This is a genomic window from Mesorhizobium sp. L103C105A0 (assembly GCF_000502215.1).
Classification (GTDB): Bacteria; Pseudomonadota; Alphaproteobacteria; order Rhizobiales; family Rhizobiaceae; genus Mesorhizobium.
On the sequence record NZ_AYXF01000018.1, the window covers coordinates 1 to 16,381 of the forward strand.

The window sequence follows — 16,381 nt, forward strand, 5'->3', positions numbered from 1 at the left end:
GGCTGGCGCCGCAGGCTTCGGAGCGGCCGGTGCTTCGGCAGCAGCCGGTGCGGCCGGCTCAGCAGGCTTTGCTTCGGCGGGCTTGGTCTCGGTGGGCTTGGCCTCCGCGGGCGCCACGGCGGCGATCGCTTCGCCGGGTTCGCGCTCGAACGGCACGGCGGCGCGGGCCACGACCTTCACGCCGTCGGCGTCGAGACCGTCGACATGGATGGTGTAGCTGCCGACCGGGATGTCGCGCGTCGCCTCGACCAGGAAATGACCGTCGGGCGAGGTCACCGCATCACCAAGCAGGATATCGTTGGCATAAGCGCGCACCTTGCGGCCGGCGTCAGCCAGACCGGCGACGAAGATCTTGTTGCCGTCGATCTCGACCGCCTCGACGACGATCTTGGGTGCAGCCACGCCTGCCGCCGGCGGCGCTGCAGGTACTGCTGGCGCTGCAGGGGCAGTTGCGGCTTCCACAGCCGGAGCAGCAGGTGCTGTTTCAGCGGCCACGGCAGGCCCAGCCGTAGCAGGCGCCTCAGAGGCTGGGGCAGCGGCCTGATCGCCGGCGGCCGGTGCCGCGGGCTTGGTCTCAGGCGCCGGGACGCTAAGCAGCTCGGCCGGCTTGCCGGGTTCCTCGACCATCGCCAGCACCTGGCCGGCGGCGTCCTTGGGAACCGAAACGACGGCGGTCTGCACGGAAGGGGTAACCACATCGCCGGCCGTCGCGCGCAACGCAATCGTATAGTCGCCGGGCTTCAGCGGATCATCGAGAACGATGACGAAGGCGCCGTCCGGACCGGCGACAGTCGAGCCAAGCACCGAGGAGCCGTTGAGGATCTCGATCTTCGAATTGGGCGCAGCATTGCCGGCAACGACGATCGAGCCGTTGCTTTCGACGCGCACGACGTCGAAGCTCGGCGCAACCGGGCCGGCCGCGGCCGGCGCTGGGGTTGTTGGGGCAGCAGCGGGCGCGGCAGGTGCCGCCGGAGCCGCAGCTTCGGTCGCGGGAGCCGTTGCGTCGGCAGGCGCGGGTGCTGCGGGAGCCTTGGCATCGGTGGGCGCGGCGGGCGCCGGCGGCAGCCTTCCCTCGGTCCCCGGATCGGCCAGCTTTTCAGCCGGCGGCGTCAGCGATGCAATCGCCGCAGGCGGCGTGGGATTCAGATACGGGTCGAGTGCGCCCGATACATAGGCGGTTCCGACGACCGCGACGGTCCCACCGGCCGCGAACAGAAACGCCTTCAATGGATTAACAGCCATATTTCCCCTACCCCTTAGCCACCTGAAGCCGGTCTAGCGTGTTTTGCCGGCACCGACAAGAAAAAGCCCGGGCTTGTCAGCCTTGGGGCTTGACCCCGCATTCAGACCCAATCACCAATCACGAATGAACACGATTCGATCCGTCTGCGTCTATTGCGGCTCGTCTCCGGGCCGCGATGAAATCTATGCCAAGGCCGGGCACCTGCTTGGCCGCTCGCTCGCCAAAGCCGGCCTGCGGCTGGTCTATGGCGGCGGCACCAAAGGCATTATGGGCGCAGTCGCCGAAGGCGCGCTCAAGGCCGGCGGCAAGGTAACGGGCATCATTCCGCGCTTCCTCATCAACAAGGAGGCGACCGAAACCGCGCTTGACCGGCTCGACGAGTTGCTGATCACCGACAACATGCACGAGCGCAAGCACAAGATGTTCGAGAAATCCGACGCCTTTGTGGCGCTGCCCGGCGGCATCGGCACGGTCGAGGAAATCGTCGAGATCATGACCTGGGGCCAGCTCGGCCATCACCGCAAGCCGATCGTCTTCGCCAACGTTCAAGGATTCTGGGATCCGATGCTGGCGCTGCTCGACCATATGGCCAGCGAAGGCTTCATCCACACCGCGCAACGGGTCAAGCCGCTGGTGGTCGAAGACCCCGAGGCCATCGTCGCCGCCATCATGGTGGCGGGGTCGTCGGTCGATGCGCCGACGGAAGGCGTGCAGTCGGTGATTGATAAAATGTGATAGTGACTAGTGAGAGAGGCCCCGCTGCCCATCACGCCGTAGCGCGAAGATCCTCGACGATGGTGCCGGCGGCAGCGACCTCCGCCTCATGGTCCGGCTCCCGCCAGGTCTCGGCGAGACCCGCCGCATACCAGTCCTGCATGGCCGGCAGGCCAAGCAATTGCGGGGGATAGGCTGCAGCTGCCCCTTCGAAAGACAGCCCATAGGATAGCACACGGAACGCCACCGGAGCAAAGAAGGCGTCGACGGCGGAAAAATGGCCGCCGGCAAGGAACGGCCCGCCGAACAGGGCAAGGCCATCGTTCCAGAGATCGCCCAAACGGAACAGATCCTGCTTCAGCGCGTCCGACATCGGCAACGGTTTTACCCGCAAGCCGCAATTCATCGGGCATGCGCCGCGCAAGGCCGTGAAACCAGAATGCATTTCGGCGGCGGCCGAGCGCGCCCAAGCTCGCGCCTTGGCCTCGGCAGGCCACACGCCATGGTGGCGCTCGGCGAGATACTCGGCAATAGCCAGCGAATCCCAGACAGCCCAGCCGTCATCCACCAGGCAAGGCACGCGCCCGCTGGGCGAGAACGCCCGGTAGAGATCGAAACTGGGCCCGGTCGGAAACGGCGTCAATTGCTCCTCGAACGGAATGTCGAGGGTGCGCATCAGCACCCATGGCCGCAGCGACCATGACGAATAGTTCTTGTTGGCGATATGCAGCACGTACATCGAAAGGCTCCCTACTTCGGGGCCAACGCCACCGGGCGGATTTCACGGCCACGAAACATCGACCAGGAATACATCGCCAATGCCGCCCAGATCAGCGCAAAGGCAATTGCTTGCGTGGTGCCGAACGGCTCGTCGAAAATCAGCACGGCGATCAGGAACACCATGGTCGGTGCGATGTACTGCATGATGCCGATGGTGGAGAGGCGCAGAAGCTTGGCGCCGAAGGCGAACAGAAGCAGCGGCACCGAGGTGACTGGCCCGCAGCCGATGAGCAAAGCCATATCGGTGCCGTTGCTGGAGATGAAATGGTCCTGGCCGTTGACGACCAGGAAGACGATGTAGGCAAGCGCCGGCACCGACAGCAAAAGCACTTCGAGCAGAAAGCCCTGGCTCGGGCCGATCGGCAGCGTCTTGCGGAAGAACCCATAGGCAGCGAAGGAAAACGCCAGCGCCAACGACACCCAAGGCAATTTGCCGGCATCGACGGTCAGAACGGCAACTGCGACCGCCGCCAGCAACACGGCCGCGATCTGCAGCCGGTCGAGCTTCTCGCCGAGCAACAACGCGCCGACGACGATGCTAACTAATGGGTTGATGTAGTATCCGAGCGCGGTCTCGACGGTGCGGTCGACCGAGATCGCCCAGACATAGATGGCCCAATTGACGGAGATCAGGGTCGCCGTCAACGCCGCCATGGCGATGCTGCGTGGTGAGCGGATTGCCCCCTTGAAATCGGCGGTCCGACCGGCCCAGACCAGCACTGCAGCAGCAATCGGCACCGACCAGACGATGCGGTGGGCGATCACCTCGATCAGCGGCAGATGCGCAACCGCCTTCATGTAGAAGGGCAACAGCCCCCATAGCAGATAAGCGCCGAGCGCGAGGAGAAAGCCGTTGCGGGCTTTGGAGTCGGCGTCGGGCTGGATCGTGTCGCTGGCCATGGCAAACGCTATGGCCCAGTGGGCCATCCAAAACCATCGCAAAATTATGATGGATCAATGGACTTCCGCTGATGGCTCAAGGGGCGGCGCCAGTTCCTCGCCCCACTTCGGGGGGCGAGGAAACCCACGTCTTGCAACCCTACTCCGCCGCCACCAATCCCGCCATGTCGCGGTTCTTCATCAGCTTGTAGACGATCGAATCCATCAGCGCCTGGAAGGAGGCGTCGATTATGTTTTCCGACACGCCGACCGTCCACCAGCGTGCGCCGGTGCCGTCATGCGATTCGATCAGGACGCGAGTGATCGCCTCGGTGCCGCCATTGAGGATACGCACCTTGAAATCGGCGAGCTCCATGTCGGCGATCTCGCTCTGGAATTTGCCGAGGTCCTTGCGCAACGCGATGTCGAGCGCGTTGACCGGGCCGTGGCCTTCGGCCACCGACATCTTCTCCTCGCCCTCGACCATCACCTTGACGATGGCTTCGGAGACCGTCTTCAACTGGCCGTTGGCATCGAAGCGGCGCTCGACCATGCAGCGGAACGAAGTGACGTTGAAGAACTCCGGCAGGCCGTGCAGCATTTTGCGCGCCAACAGCTCGAAGGAGGCATCGGCGCCCTCATAGGCGTAGCCCTCGGCCTCGCGCTCCTTGACCACCGAGATCAGCGCATCGAGACGATGGTCGTCTCTGGGCACATCGATGCCGCGCCGCTTCAGCTCGGCGAGGAAATTGGCCTTGCCGCCCTGGTCCGAAACCATAACGCGGCGGCGGTTGCCTACCGCCTCGGGCGGTACATGTTCATAGGTCGCCGGCTCCTTGGCCAGTGCGGAGGCATGGATGCCGGCCTTGGTGGCGAAGGNGTGGCGAAGGCTGAGGCGCCGACATAGGGCGCCTGCGCTTCCGGAGCGCGGTTCAGCAATTCGTCGAAGGCGCGGGAAAGCCGGGATATCCCGGTCAGCGCCTCGGCCGAGATGCCAGTTTCGAAGCGATCGGCGAAAGCCGGCTTCAGCGCCAGCGTCGGTACGATCGAGACCAGATTAGCGTTGCCGCAGCGCTCGCCGATGCCGTTCAGCGTGCCCTGGATCTGGCGCACGCCGGCCTCGACGGCGGCGAGCGAATTGGCCACCGCTTGGCCGGTGTCGTCATGGGCATGGATGCCGAGATGGCCGCCCGGAATACCTGAAACAATGACCTTGTCGACGATGGCGCGCACTTCCGAGGGCTGCGTGCCACCATTGGTGTCGCACAACACCACCCAGCGCGCGCCGGCATCATAGGCGGTCCTGGCGCAGGCCAGTGCGTAGTCCGGATTGGCCTTGAAGCCGTCGAAGAAATGCTCGCAATCGACCATCGCTTCCTTGCCGGCGGCAACAGCTGCTTCGACCGACGCGTTGATCGAGTCGAGGTTTTCCTCATTGGTGCAGCCGAGCGCGACGCGGACATGATAGTCCCAGCTCTTGGCGACGAAGCAGATGGCGTCGGACTTGGACTGCACGAGCGCTGCCAGGCCCGGGTCGTTGGATGCCGACACGCCTGCCCGCTTGGTCATGCCGAAGGCGACGAACTTTGCCTTCGCCGTGCGCTTCTGCCGGAAGAAGGCGGTGTCGGTCGGATTGGCGCCGGGATAGCCGCCTTCGACATAGTCCATGCCGAACTCATCGAGCAGCTTGGCAATCGCGATCTTGTCCTCGACGGAAAAGTCGATGCCCGGCGTCTGCTGGCCATCGCGGAGGGTTGTGTCGAAGAGATAGAGGCGTTGTTTGGTCATTGTTCTGTTGGCGCGCGAGCACCCCCCTCTGGCCTGCCGGCCATTTCCCCCTCAAGGGGGAAGATCGGCAGCTTTAGCGTCGGATCGTTTCCTGCAGCGACGGAGATTTGCGAAAGCGCCGATGACAGCCAATCTCCCCCCTTGAGGGGGAGATGTCCGGCAGGACAGAGGGGGGTGCCACGCGCTGTCATTTCCCCGCAAACCCATCCGTCGCGCGTATCAGCCGATCCAGAATCCCCGGCTCCGAATAGGAATGGCCGGCGCCTTCGATGAGGTGGAAATCCGCCTTCGGCCAGGCCTTGTGCAGGGCCCAGGCATAGCGCGCCGGGCACGGCATGTCGTAGCGGCCGTGGACGATTGTGCCGGGAATATCCGCGAGCTTATGGGCATCGCGCAGAAGCTGCCCCTCCTCCAGCCAGCCGGCGTGGACGAAATAGTGGTTCTCGATGCGGGCAAAGGCGATGGCGAAGTCGTCCTCGCCGAACTTGTCGCTGGTCTCCGGCTCCGGTAGCAGCGTGATCGTCTCACCTTCCCACAGGCTCCAGGCAAGGGCGGCTTCCAGCTGCGCCTTGCCATCGGCGCCGACCAACCGCCTGCGGTAAGCGGCCATCATGTCGCCGCGCTCGGCTTCAGGAATTGGCGCCAGGAAACGCTCCCATTTGTCGGGGAACATCTCGGAGACGCCGAACTGATAGTACCATTCGAGTTCGGCGCGGGTCAGCGTGTAGATGCCGCGCACGACAAGCTCGCTGACGCGATTAGGATGCGTCTCGGCATAGGCCAGCGCCAGCGTCGAGCCCCACGAGCCGCCGAACACCAGCCATTTTTCGAAGCCGCACATCTCACGCAGCCGCTCGATGTCGGCAACCAGGTGCCAGGTGGTGTTGGCCTCGAGCGAGGCGTTGGGTGTCGATTTCCCGCAGCCGCGCTGGTCGAACAGGATGACGTCGTAAAGCTTCGGGTCGAACAATTGCCGATGTTTTGGCGAGAAGCCGCCGCCGGGACCGCCATGCAGGAAAACGGCCGGCTTGGCGCCCCTGGTTCCGGAGCGCTCCCAGTAGATATGATGGCCGTCGCCGACATCGAGCATGCCGGACTCGAACGCCTCGATCTCTGGATAAAGAGTACGAAGTTCACTGTTCATTCCATTGCTCATATCTTCAGGCCGTGCGCGGGCCAGTCCGTGGTTTCGTGGTCGGGATGCTGGAAGGAGATGATCTGCTCCTGGCGGGAGTAGAAATCCGGATCCTGATGCATGGGCTGGTCAAAGATCGTTTCCACCCAAGGCAATCGGACCGCGTAGTTGACCTGGATCTGCGGCGCCAGATCGGAGCGGTCGTCGAAGGCGCCGATGGCGATCTCCAGTGCGCCAGGTTGGCGATAGGTCAGCGGTGTACCGCAGCGGGCACAGAAGCCGCGATCGATGTTGACCGACGACTGGAAATAGGTGGGCTCTTCGCGCATCCATTCGACGCCATCCTTGGGCACTGTCACCAGCGCGCCGAAAAACGAACCGAACTGTTTCTGGCACATGCGGCAATGGCAGATGGACGCCCGGCCGAGCTTGCCCTTGATGCGGAAACGCACGGCACCGCACTGGCAGCCGCCGGTTCGAACTTCATCAGTCATGATTTTCCCTCTGGCGGCCGGTGTTCGGTGTCCCATTGTTCGGTGTCATGGTCGGGATGCTGGTAGGAGACGAGCTCGGCGAGATAAGGCGCCGACGACATGTCGGCCATAGTGTCCTCGCCCGGCAATTGCGGGATGGTATCGACATAGGGAAGTTTTGCCTCCGTGCCCCACTGGATCAGCGGCACGATATCAGCCGGATTGTCGAAGGCGCCGATGGCGAGGCCGATGCCGTCGGGCGCGGTAAAGGTCAGCGGCGTGCCGCAATTGGCGCAAAAGCCGCGATCGACATGGCTGGACGAGGCGAAATATTTCGGTTCGCCGCGCGTCCAGTCGAGTTTGGCGCCACGCACCGAGACCAGGGGCGCGTAAAATGAGCCGAACGCCTTCTGGCACATGCGGCAATGGCAGATCGAGGCGTCACCCAGCGCACCCTCGACGCGAAAGCGCACCGCGCCGCACTGGCAGCCACCGGTGTAGATCGGCCGGTTGTCGAGGCTCATGGCGTCTCACTCCGTTTCATAGTCATTCGGGCGCATGGCAGACGGCCTCGACATTGTTGCCGTCGGGATCCAAGACGAAGGCGCCGTAATAGTCCGGGTGATAATGCGGGCGCAGCCCCGGCCCGCCATTGTCCTTGCCGCCGGCGGCGAGCGCCGCGGCATGGAAGGCGTCGACCTCGGCGCGGCTGCGCGCGGTGAAGGCGACGTGCTGATGGGTCCTCGGCTTGTCATCGCTGGCCTGCAGCCAGAACACCGGCCGGTCGCGGCCATAGCCACCGACCTTGGCGCCGCCGGTATATTCCAGTGGCACCATGTAGATCAGCGAGGCGCCAAGCGGCGCTATCGCCTGGTCATAAAAGGCTTTCGACGCGTCGAAGTCGGCGACATTGATGCCGAGATGGTCGATCATGAAACAAGCTCCTCCCTTGCTGGCGCCGGCACGTCGGCGCCGGCCAAGCCGGCCCCGATGACGATGTGCTGGCAGGCATTGTCGATATCGCGGATGACGTCGTCCTTCCAGAAGCGCAGGATGGTCCAGCCCAGCGCTTCCAGCTTGGCGGTTCGCGCGGCGTCAGATGCTGATGCTTCGGCCTGAGCGTGCTGAGAACCGTCCAACTCGACGATCAGCTTTTTGATAGGGCAGGCGAAATCGACGATGTAACCGGCGATCGGCATCTGGCGCCGGAAGGCCAGTCCCATGAGCCGGTGGGCGCGTATCTCATTCCAGATTTTTAGTTCTGCCTCTGTCATGGCTTTGCGCATCTTGCGCGCGTTGCCGCGATTGATGGGAGATACGCGATAATGGTTCATCGCGAGGCACCCCCCTCTGTCCTACCGGACATCTCCCCCTCAGGGGGGGAGATCAGCAGTTTCAATGACGGCTCCAACCCTTGAACGTCGGCGATTGGCGAAAGCCGACGCGCCGTCCAATCTCCCCCCTTGAGGGGGAGATGTCCGGCAGGACAGAGGTGGGTGCCTAGCGCCACCCTCACCGCTTCACCTCCCACGTCGTCACGCGTTCGTTGGTGACAGGATCCTTGCCGTCCTTCAGCTGCACGCCTTGCTCCAGAAGCTCGTCGCGGATGCGGTCAGCTTCGGCCCAGTTTTTGGCGGCGATGAACTCCAGGCGCTGCGCGATCGACTTGGCAACGCTGTCCTCATCCACGGCGGCCGCGCCGATATCGAAGCCGAGGAACAACAGCGATGCCTTCAGCGATGCGGCCGCTTCGTTGCCCTCCGCGGCCTCACCGGCAAGCTGCGTGAGCTGCTGGAAGGCGGCATAGGTGGCGAGGTCGTCCGACAGCGCCGCCACAATCTCCGCCGGGACTTGCCCTGCCGACGGCGCCAGGTCAGCCGCGCGTTTCCATTTGCGCAGCGTGTTCTCGGCTTCCTCCAGCTTGCGCACGGAGAAATCGATCGGCTCGCGGTAATGCGTCATCAGCATCGCCAGACGCAGCACCTCGCCCGGCCATTTGCGGCCGCCGAAAGTTTCGGTCTCCAGCAGTTCGGCGATCGCGTAGAAATTGCCGACGCTCTTCGACATTTTCTGGCCCTCGACCTGCAGGAAGCCGTTGTGCATCCAGACATTGGCCATGACGTCGGTGCCGTGGGCGCAACGCGACTGGGCGATCTCGTTCTCATGGTGCGGGAAGATCAAATCGAGGCCGCCGCCATGAATGTCGAAGACATCGCCGAGATAGGCGGCCGACATGGCCGAGCATTCGATGTGCCAGCCCGGACGGCCCCTGCCCCACGGGCTGTCCCAGCCGGGCTCTTCCGGTGACGACAATTTCCACAGCACGAAATCGCCCGGGTTCTTCTTGTGAGCGTCGACGGCAATTCGCGCACCGGCCTGCTGTTCGTCGAGATTGCGCTTCGACAGCTCGCCATAATCCGGCATCGAGGCGGTGTCGAACAGCACTTCGCCGGCGGCGACATAGGCGTGGCCGCGTTCGATCAAACGTTCGATGAGGGTGATCATGTCAACCTTGCCGTCGGCGCGGCGCGCAACGAACTCGGTGGCGCGCGGCTCGACCGTAGGCGGCAAGCAACCGAGTGCGGCGACATCCTTGTGGTACTGGTCGGCGGTCTTTTCGGTGACGCGGCGGATCGCCTCGTTGAGCGTCAGGTTTCCCGACGCGATCTCGGCGCCGAAATCGCGCAGCGCGCGGGCGTTAATCTTGTCGTCGACATCTGTGATGTTGCGCACATACGTGACACCAGCCTCGCCGTAGAGGTGACGCAGCAAACGGAACAGCACGTCGAAGACGATCGCCGGACGCGCATTGCCGATATGGGCAAAGTCGTAGACGGTCGGACCGCAGACATACATGCGCACATTCGACGGGTCGATCGGGACGAACACGTCCTTCGTCCGCGTTAGCGTGTTGTAGAGGCTGAGACCCTTCGATGCGTCAGACATGCGTGCCCTTCCGGTCCGTTAAGTTCTGGATGGAGCCTACCTGTGCCAAGGCACAAATCGGGCTCCAGCCTGCTGGCCGGGGCGTTTGTCCACTCTGGGGAAAGATGAGGCGAAAACGTCCGGACCAGCGCGAAGCTAGCCAATAATGCAAATGCCACAAATGGCGAAAAACGTTTTCATCGGCGGCTTTATCGCCTTGGCCGGTGTTGCCGTCAAGTCGCAACTTCCGGCAAAAGCGTCGCTGGATCATAGGTCAGGAGCCGCTGAAACATTTTATTAAACATGTCGGCACAGTCATGAAACATTCGCCGGCTAGTCCACCATAGGTCACGATTCGGTCAGATTCGGCCGGCAAACGCAGACACGGAAATGTTACCAGGGAAGAGATCGATGTCACGAACCAAGCAGGAATCGAGCCGCGCCAAGCAACCGGCGCTCGCCAACCACTACCGTGCGATCGGCCCGGCCGCGATCGTCGCCGCCCTTCTCCATACCGCGAAGAATAAAAAGCCGGCGCCGAAAATCACTTCGCCCCGCGCTGCCTGAACAGGCATCGTGCCGGCCGCCGACAAGGCGTGCGCCGGAACGGAAGGCTGAGGCGCCCATAGCGCGCCTGAAAACAACAGCTCTTCCTATTGAGCAGGTTCTTCCCGAAGACCGGACCTGGCTTCTTGGGAGCGCGCTCTAAAACAGCGTCATCTGACTGTCGTCCGCGCCGGGCTTCTGGCGCCTGACCTTGCCGGGCTCGACGATGCCCATGTCCTGTATCTCCGGCCCGATGTTGGCGACCTTGTTGACGAGGTCGGAGACCGGAATTGCCTCGAAGAAATCGGGCAGCGCGGGCTTGAGCAGGTCGGCCACATCGCGCGGTTCGAGCGTGCGGCAGTCCAGCCAGCCGGGCAAAATCTTCAGGCGCGATCACCACCGGCATCCGGTCATGGATATGGGCGATGCCGGCATTGGCGTTGACGGTAAGAATAGCGCCGGTGTCCATTTCCGAACCGCCCGGCTCGGCATAGGTTTCGATCAGCCCGGCAAAGGCGATCAACCCGCCATGCCTCGGCCGTATCCAGTAGGGCTGGCCCTTCTTGCCGCTGCCGGATTGCTGCCACTCATAGAAGCCGGAGGCCGGCACCAAGGCACGGCGATGGCGCATGGCGGCTTTGAACGAGGCTTTTTCAATAGCGCCTTCCGAACGCGCGTTGATGAGCAGCGGAAATTTCCTGGTGTCCTTGACCCAGGTGGGGACCAGCCCCCAGCGCACCAGCATCGCCTGGCGATCCGGGAAATTCGAGCCCGGCATGCGCGGCGGCCCCGACAGCGCCATTAGCACCGGCTGCGTCGGCGCGATGTTGTAGCGGGCCGGAAAATCCTCCAGCTCCGCCAGGCCGAACAAGGCGGCGGTCTGGTCCGGCGTGGCCGTCAGGGCAAAGCGTCCGCACATGGGAAAGCTCGATGAATTGATCCGATCGCGAACGTGGCGATGGAACCGGCGCTGCGCAACCGCTAAAGCTGCTCGCTGCCAGCCGGTCCACAAGGGTTTGGCCTCACATAGGCGAAACGAGATCGATGAACGAGCAGCGCAAGACACTTCCCGCAGTCTCGGTCGCCGTCGTGCGCGGCAGGACGGTGCTGCTGGTCAAACGGGCGCGGCCGCCGTCGCAGGGGCTTTATGCCTTTCCCGGCGGCAAGGTCGAGCCCGGCGAGACGCTGCAAGAAGCAGCGTCGCGCGAATTGCTGGAGGAAACCGGGCTGCGGGCGCAGGACTATCGTCCGCTTCGCGACATCCACATCGACGGCAGCGGCGAGAATCACCCGGTCGACTATCTGCTGACCGTGTTCGGCGCCGTTTATGCCGGCGGCGAAGCGACGGCCAGCGACGATGCCGAGACCGCCGCCTTCTATAGTCTTGATGAAATGGCGACGCTGCCGCTCGCGGGTGACGTCATGGAGGTGGCTGAAGAGCTTTTGGCCTGAAGCAGGCCCATATCTGCCGCTCCGAGAATCGCCTTGCAGGCGACAAAATGTTTCGCCAGATAGACTTATGACCCGCACCTCGCTGTTCCTTGCCGCATGCATCGCCGCCGCCACGGCTGTTGGCGTGCAGCCGGCGCTGGCCGCCGAGTCGCCGTTCGAGCCCGGGCTGATGCGACTGGCCGAGGTGCTGGGATCGCTGCATTTCCTGCGCAATCTGTGCGGCGAAAAGGGCGACCAGTGGCGCACCGAGATGGAAAAGCTGATCGATTCAGAAAATCCCGATCCCGAGCGGCGCGCCCGCTTCATCGCCAGCTTCAACCGCGGCTACCGTTCCTTCGGCGGCACCTATACCCAATGCACGCCGTCAGCGACCGAAGCCATCAGCCGCTACATGAAGGAAGGCGAGACGCTGTCGCGCGACATCGCCTCGCGTTACGGCAACTGACGAGCGCCAGACGGCGTTTAGCCACGCCTTTTCGAGCACCCGCCTTGTATCCACGGCACGTTGATGCAATCTTGGTGTTGCGCTTGCGCAACAGTATTAACGAAACGTTAGCGCGCGAATGCGGAATTAACTCAAACTGAAGGTTTTCATCCCGCTCACCGGTCTAATCGGCTAAGTTTGAATCGGACCGAACGCAGGCGACGAAGTTTGTAAAGATGATCAAAAAAATGTCGTATTTACAGATACTTACTTAGCCTGCGTGAGATAGGGGCAGCCCAAGCCGGATCCGACCCGTCGGACCGCCGCTTGAAAAGGTGGACATCGCAAATGGAACATGGCGTCAACGACATCGACGCGCTGGTCAGGGAAGAAAAGCGCCTGACCGCGGTGGAAAGCCATAGCGAGGCCTGGGCGGAAGGTCTGTCGGCCGGCATAGAACCTGAAATCATCGCCGAGGCAGCGCTTGAAACCGCGTTCGGCGAGATGCTGCGAGCCAATGGCGAAACCTCGGCCCTTGCCCTGCTCGATCGCATGCGTGAAAAGGTGATCGCCGGCGCCTTCGAGCCGGAGCGGTTTCGGCACTAGGCGTCGCGCGTCTCAGAGGGTGCACTGCCAGCTTACCGGTTCTTTGACGACGGCGAGTCGTTTGGGCATCATGCCTGAAGAGCCTAGGCCCGAGGAGAGGCAAGCGGTGAATTTTTCGATGTCAGGCCGGCCTCGCGGCGTGGTCCTCAGCATCTGGCTTGCCGCTTCCTGCGCCGCGGTTCCGCTGGCGCTTGTCCTGACCAGCAACCCTGCCTATGCGCTGAGCGAGATCAAGCGCGAGGAGCTTCCAGCTCCTGCCGGGCCACCAGCCAATGGTGAGACGGCGCCGTCTGAAAATTCAGTGCCAATGCCCGATCTGCCCCGCACGGCGCCACCGGCCGCCAGCCAGCCGAAATCGCCCACGGAGCCCGAACAAAGCCAACCGGAAGCCCCCGCCAACGATGGCGGCGTGGCCAACCCGCGTGCCGATCCAGAAGCGCCGGTGCCCGAAGCCGTCTATGACCTTTCCAAATTGCCCGAGCCCGTCAGGCGCATGCGCGATCTGATGGTCGAGGCCTGCGTCAGCGGCGACATCGAGAAGCTGCGGCCGCTGATCGGCAAGGGCGACACCATGACCCAATTGTCGCTGGGCGAAATCGAGGGCGACCCGATCGCCTTCCTGAAAGGGCTATCGGGCGACAAGGAAGGTCAGGAAATCCTCGCTATCCTGGAAGAGGTGCTCAATGCCGGCTATGTCCATGTAGACGTCGGCACACCGCAGGAACTCTATGTCTGGCCATATTTCTTCGCCCTGCCGCTGGACAAGCTCAACGCCAGGCAGCGGGTCGAACTGTTCAAGATCGTCACCGCCGGCGACTATGACGACATGAAGCAGTTCGGAGCCTACATCTTCTACCGCGTCGGCATTACGCCCACCGGGCAGTGGACGTTTTTCGTCGCCGGGGATTGAACGGCGATTCCCCTGGGATGGCTACTGGCTAGGGCTAGAAAGCTCGAGGCCTGTGTCAGGCCATATGCGGATACCTTCATTTCGAAGGGCCGAAATCGCTTCGACCGCCGCGTTGGGATCCATTTGCAGCACCTCGGCGGCATGCCGCAATTCTTCCTTGTCCCGCAGCCTGTTTACCACCCAAGCCACCTTGCGCTCGATATCCACGCCATAGGCCGCCTTCGCCTTGCCAACAGCGTCGCTCGGGATTTCCTTATAGATGCCAACCAGCACTCCAAGATCGATGGCATCGCGATATGCAATTGCACGGTCCTGACATCGATCCGCGTTCGCCAGCAACTTCTCGGCAAACATATCCGCCGGGACCAGGGCGGATACATTCAGATCGTCGTCGAAATGGCCTCGCAGTTTTATGCGGCCTTCGCGGATGACTTCAAACTTGATCGTTTGGCCTTTCAACCGCACGATCGTCCGCAAGCCATATTGATCGATCTGGAAGTCCCGAACAGCCTCGACCGGCTCAGGAAAGAATGCTCTGACGCCACGTTCGGCTGCGGAGGTCCGCAATTCGCGATAGCCATCACTGTCGGCACACAGGAAGTCCACATCCAGTGAGCGGCGATATTCCCCGAATTTCATAACGATCGCAGTGCCACCGCCGAACCAGCACTGGTTTGCGGTCAGGAAATGGCGATCCATCAACCCGAGCGCTTCGGCAATGATCTGGTGCTCGGGCCTCTTGAATTCCATCATGACGCTCGCGGTGTGTCCTGTTGATATTCCGGCTGCGAGGAACGATCAGGTGAGGGAAATCAGCCGGCGGTCAAGAGCACGCCGTGACCGAATTTGTCTGCCAAACTTTGGATAAGCATCTTCTCACGCACAGTAAGACGCTTTTGATCGACAAACCGCCAATTACGCTCATACAGCGCAAATGCCTCTTCGGCCGGAATCGGGCGTGCCGCATCGCGGTTCCAGGCGAGCGCCTGGAGCTCCGGAAACTCCGCAGGGACGATCATGGGCGCGATATCTGCGTTCATAGTGCCCTTAACGTAGTGGATAGCGCTTAAAAAATCCAACGCAGCAAGAAACCGCTAAGCCGGCAGCGCCTCGGAAAACTCCACCGGCCTGCCCTGTCCTGGCGTGACGATCTCGCCTTCCCACATCACGCGACGACCGCGCACGATCGTGCCGACCGGCCAGCCGGTGACTTCCTTGCCGTCATAGGGCGTCCAGCCGGCCTTGGAGCCGGCCTGCGCATTGGTGATGGTCTCGCGGCACTTCATGTCGACAACGGTGAAATCGGCGTCATAGCCTGCGGCGATACGGCCTTTCCGGGCCATGCCGAAGATGCGCTGTGGGCCATGGCTGGAGAGGTCGACGAAGCGCTGCAGGGTCAGCCGGCCTGAATTGACGTGGTCGAGCATGATCGGCACCAGCGTCTGCACCCCGGTCATGCCAGACGGTGAGGCCGGATAGGGCTTTGCCTTTTCGGCCAGCGTGTGGGGGGCGTGGTCGGAGCCGAGCACATCGACAATGCCTTGCGCAATGCCGTGCCAGACGCCGTCGCGATGGCGGGCCGCGCGAACCGGCGGATTCATCTGGATCAGCGTGCCCAGCCGCGCATAGTCGTCGGCGGTGAGCGTCAAATGGTGCGGCGTCGCCTCGCAGGTGGCGACATCCTTGTGCTGTTCGAGGAACACGATCTCTTCGGCAGTGGAGATGTGCAGGACATGGATGCGGGCGCGGGTGCTGCGCGCGATGCGCACCAGCCGCTCGGTGCAGCGCAAGGCCGCGATCTCGTCGCGCCAGACGGGGTGTGAGGACGGGTCGCCCTCGACGCGCAAGCCGAGGCGCTCGCGCAGCCGGAACTCGTCCTCCGAGTGAAAGGCGGCTCGGCGGCGGGTGTTGCGCAGGATCGATGCGACACCCTCGTCGTCCTCGACTAGCAGGTCGCCGGTGGACGAGCCCATGAACACCTTTATCCCGGCAGCACCCGGCAGCCGCTCGAGCTCACCGACATCATCGGCATTCTCGCGCGTGCCGCCAACCCAGAAGGCGAAGTCGCAATGCATCCGGCTGGTGGCGCGGCGCACCTTGTCGGCAAGCGCCGCCTCGCTGGTGGTCAGCGGATTGGTGTTGGGCATTTCGAAGACGGCGGTGACCCCGCCCAGCACAGCCGCGCGCGAGCCCGTCTCCAGATCTTCCTTGTGCTCCAGCCCCGGCTCGCGAAAATGCACCTGGCTGTCAACGACGCCGGGCAGGACGTGCAGCCCGCGACAGTCGATCGCTTCGCCGGCCGAAGCTTGGCGAAGATCGCCCATTGCGACGATGCGACCACCCTTGACGCCGACATCGCGCGCGCCCTCGCCATCATGGTTGACCACCGTGCCGCCTGTCAGGATGAGGTCGTAGGTGGTGGCCATAGGCGTTCGGTCTCTTGCGGGGGGAGTATCGTCGGCTTACGTAAAGGCCGACCGTTTTGCAAGATCAGGTTCTTTGCCGC

General features: G+C 63.1%; 18 protein-coding genes and 2 pseudogenes. 6 read left to right on the plus strand and 14 right to left on the minus strand.

The window, feature by feature from the left end:
* The coding region (locus X727_RS137315) for a LysM peptidoglycan-binding domain-containing protein (protein WP_031204772.1) at positions 1–1,242 on the minus strand (1,242 nt) is incomplete at its 3' end.
* A gap of 124 nt (positions 1,243–1,366) precedes the next feature.
* On the opposite strand from X727_RS137315, the gene X727_RS137310 reads away from it, so the two are divergent.
* The gene (locus X727_RS137310; protein WP_023673582.1) at positions 1,367–1,978 is read left to right on the plus strand and encodes a TIGR00730 family Rossman fold protein; all 612 of its coding nucleotides are present in this window, start codon (positions 1,367–1,369) and stop codon (positions 1,976–1,978) included.
* Positions 1,979–2,009: 31 nt separating this feature from the next.
* Here X727_RS137310 and X727_RS137305 read toward each other — a convergent pair whose 3' ends face one another.
* The 9 genes and pseudogenes from X727_RS137305 to cysS all read right to left on the minus strand — a co-directional run bounded on the left by X727_RS137305 (position 2,010) and on the right by cysS (position 9,958).
* On the minus strand, positions 2,010–2,696 hold the full coding sequence (locus X727_RS137305) for a glutathione S-transferase family protein (RefSeq protein ID WP_023743785.1): 687 nt from the start codon (positions 2,694–2,696) through the stop codon (positions 2,010–2,012).
* An 11-nt stretch (positions 2,697–2,707) separates the two neighbouring features.
* Positions 2,708–3,637, minus strand: coding sequence for an EamA family transporter RarD (gene rarD, locus X727_RS137300; protein WP_023743784.1), 930 nt, complete (start codon positions 3,635–3,637; stop codon positions 2,708–2,710).
* A 139-nt stretch (positions 3,638–3,776) separates the two neighbouring features.
* A pseudogene (gene cimA, locus X727_RS01000000165160) lies at positions 3,777–5,404 on the minus strand (citramalate synthase).
* A 187-nt stretch (positions 5,405–5,591) separates the two neighbouring features.
* Positions 5,592–6,548: a prolyl aminopeptidase gene (gene pip, locus X727_RS137295; protein ID WP_023743783.1), complete on the minus strand. Its 957-nt coding sequence runs from the start codon at positions 6,546–6,548 to the stop codon at positions 5,592–5,594.
* An 8-nt stretch (positions 6,549–6,556) separates the two neighbouring features.
* Positions 6,557–7,033: a GFA family protein gene (locus X727_RS137290; RefSeq protein ID WP_023687309.1), complete on the minus strand. Its 477-nt coding sequence runs from the start codon at positions 7,031–7,033 to the stop codon at positions 6,557–6,559.
* On the minus strand, positions 7,030–7,536 hold the full coding sequence (locus X727_RS137285) for a GFA family protein (protein ID WP_023687308.1): 507 nt from the start codon (positions 7,534–7,536) through the stop codon (positions 7,030–7,032). Before X727_RS137285 ends, X727_RS137290 begins: the two co-directional genes overlap by 4 nt.
* A 22-nt stretch (positions 7,537–7,558) precedes the next feature.
* Positions 7,559–7,945 (minus strand): VOC family protein, encoded by a 387-nt coding sequence (locus X727_RS137280; RefSeq protein ID WP_023673572.1) that lies wholly within the window; start codon positions 7,943–7,945, stop codon positions 7,559–7,561.
* Positions 7,942–8,346: a DUF559 domain-containing protein gene (locus X727_RS137275; RefSeq protein WP_023709770.1), complete on the minus strand. Its 405-nt coding sequence runs from the start codon at positions 8,344–8,346 to the stop codon at positions 7,942–7,944. The genes X727_RS137280 and X727_RS137275 overlap by 4 nt, the downstream gene beginning before the upstream one ends.
* A gap of 178 nt (positions 8,347–8,524) precedes the next feature.
* A complete protein-coding gene (gene cysS, locus X727_RS137270; RefSeq protein WP_023709771.1) occupies positions 8,525–9,958 on the minus strand; it encodes a cysteine--tRNA ligase in 1,434 nt (477 codons plus the stop codon).
* Between the two features lie 390 nt (positions 9,959–10,348).
* Here cysS and X727_RS1000000167205 point away from each other — a divergent pair, with 390 nt between their 5' ends.
* Positions 10,349–10,504, plus strand: coding sequence for a hypothetical protein (locus tag X727_RS1000000167205; RefSeq protein ID WP_023673568.1), 156 nt, complete (start codon positions 10,349–10,351; stop codon positions 10,502–10,504).
* Positions 10,505–10,642: 138 nt separating this feature from the next.
* On the opposite strand, the pseudogene X727_RS01000000165165 reads toward X727_RS1000000167205, so the two are convergent.
* Positions 10,643–11,402: pseudogene (locus X727_RS01000000165165) on the minus strand (SOS response-associated peptidase).
* A gap of 125 nt (positions 11,403–11,527) precedes the next feature.
* Here X727_RS01000000165165 and X727_RS137265 point away from each other — a divergent pair.
* From X727_RS137265 to X727_RS137250, 4 genes are all read left to right on the plus strand, one after another.
* Positions 11,528–11,935, plus strand: a complete 408-nt coding sequence (locus X727_RS137265; protein ID WP_023753097.1) for an NUDIX hydrolase — start codon at positions 11,528–11,530, stop codon at positions 11,933–11,935.
* A gap of 67 nt (positions 11,936–12,002) precedes the next feature.
* On the plus strand, positions 12,003–12,380 hold the full coding sequence (locus X727_RS137260; protein WP_023687302.1) for a TIGR02301 family protein: 378 nt from the start codon (positions 12,003–12,005) through the stop codon (positions 12,378–12,380).
* A gap of 327 nt (positions 12,381–12,707) precedes the next feature.
* Positions 12,708–12,965: a hypothetical protein gene (locus X727_RS137255; protein WP_023673564.1), complete on the plus strand. Its 258-nt coding sequence runs from the start codon at positions 12,708–12,710 to the stop codon at positions 12,963–12,965.
* A gap of 106 nt (positions 12,966–13,071) precedes the next feature.
* The gene (locus X727_RS137250) at positions 13,072–13,875 is read left to right on the plus strand and encodes a hypothetical protein (protein WP_023835269.1); all 804 of its coding nucleotides are present in this window, start codon (positions 13,072–13,074) and stop codon (positions 13,873–13,875) included.
* Positions 13,876–13,896: 21 nt separating this feature from the next.
* On the opposite strand, the gene X727_RS137245 is transcribed toward X727_RS137250, so the two are convergent.
* The 3 genes from X727_RS137245 to X727_RS137235 all read right to left on the minus strand — a co-directional run bounded on the left by X727_RS137245 (position 13,897) and on the right by X727_RS137235 (position 16,301).
* On the minus strand, positions 13,897–14,625 hold the full coding sequence (locus X727_RS137245; RefSeq protein WP_023684480.1) for a nucleotidyl transferase AbiEii/AbiGii toxin family protein: 729 nt from the start codon (positions 14,623–14,625) through the stop codon (positions 13,897–13,899).
* 62 nt (positions 14,626–14,687) lie between these two features.
* Positions 14,688–14,915 carry a hypothetical protein gene (locus tag X727_RS137240; RefSeq protein WP_027049982.1) on the minus strand — a complete coding sequence of 76 codons (228 nt, stop codon included), beginning with the start codon at positions 14,913–14,915 and terminating at the stop codon, positions 14,688–14,690.
* A gap of 54 nt (positions 14,916–14,969) precedes the next feature.
* A complete protein-coding gene (locus X727_RS137235; protein ID WP_023835270.1) occupies positions 14,970–16,301 on the minus strand; it encodes a dihydroorotase in 1,332 nt (443 codons plus the stop codon).
* Positions 16,302–16,381: the final 80 nt, after the last annotated feature.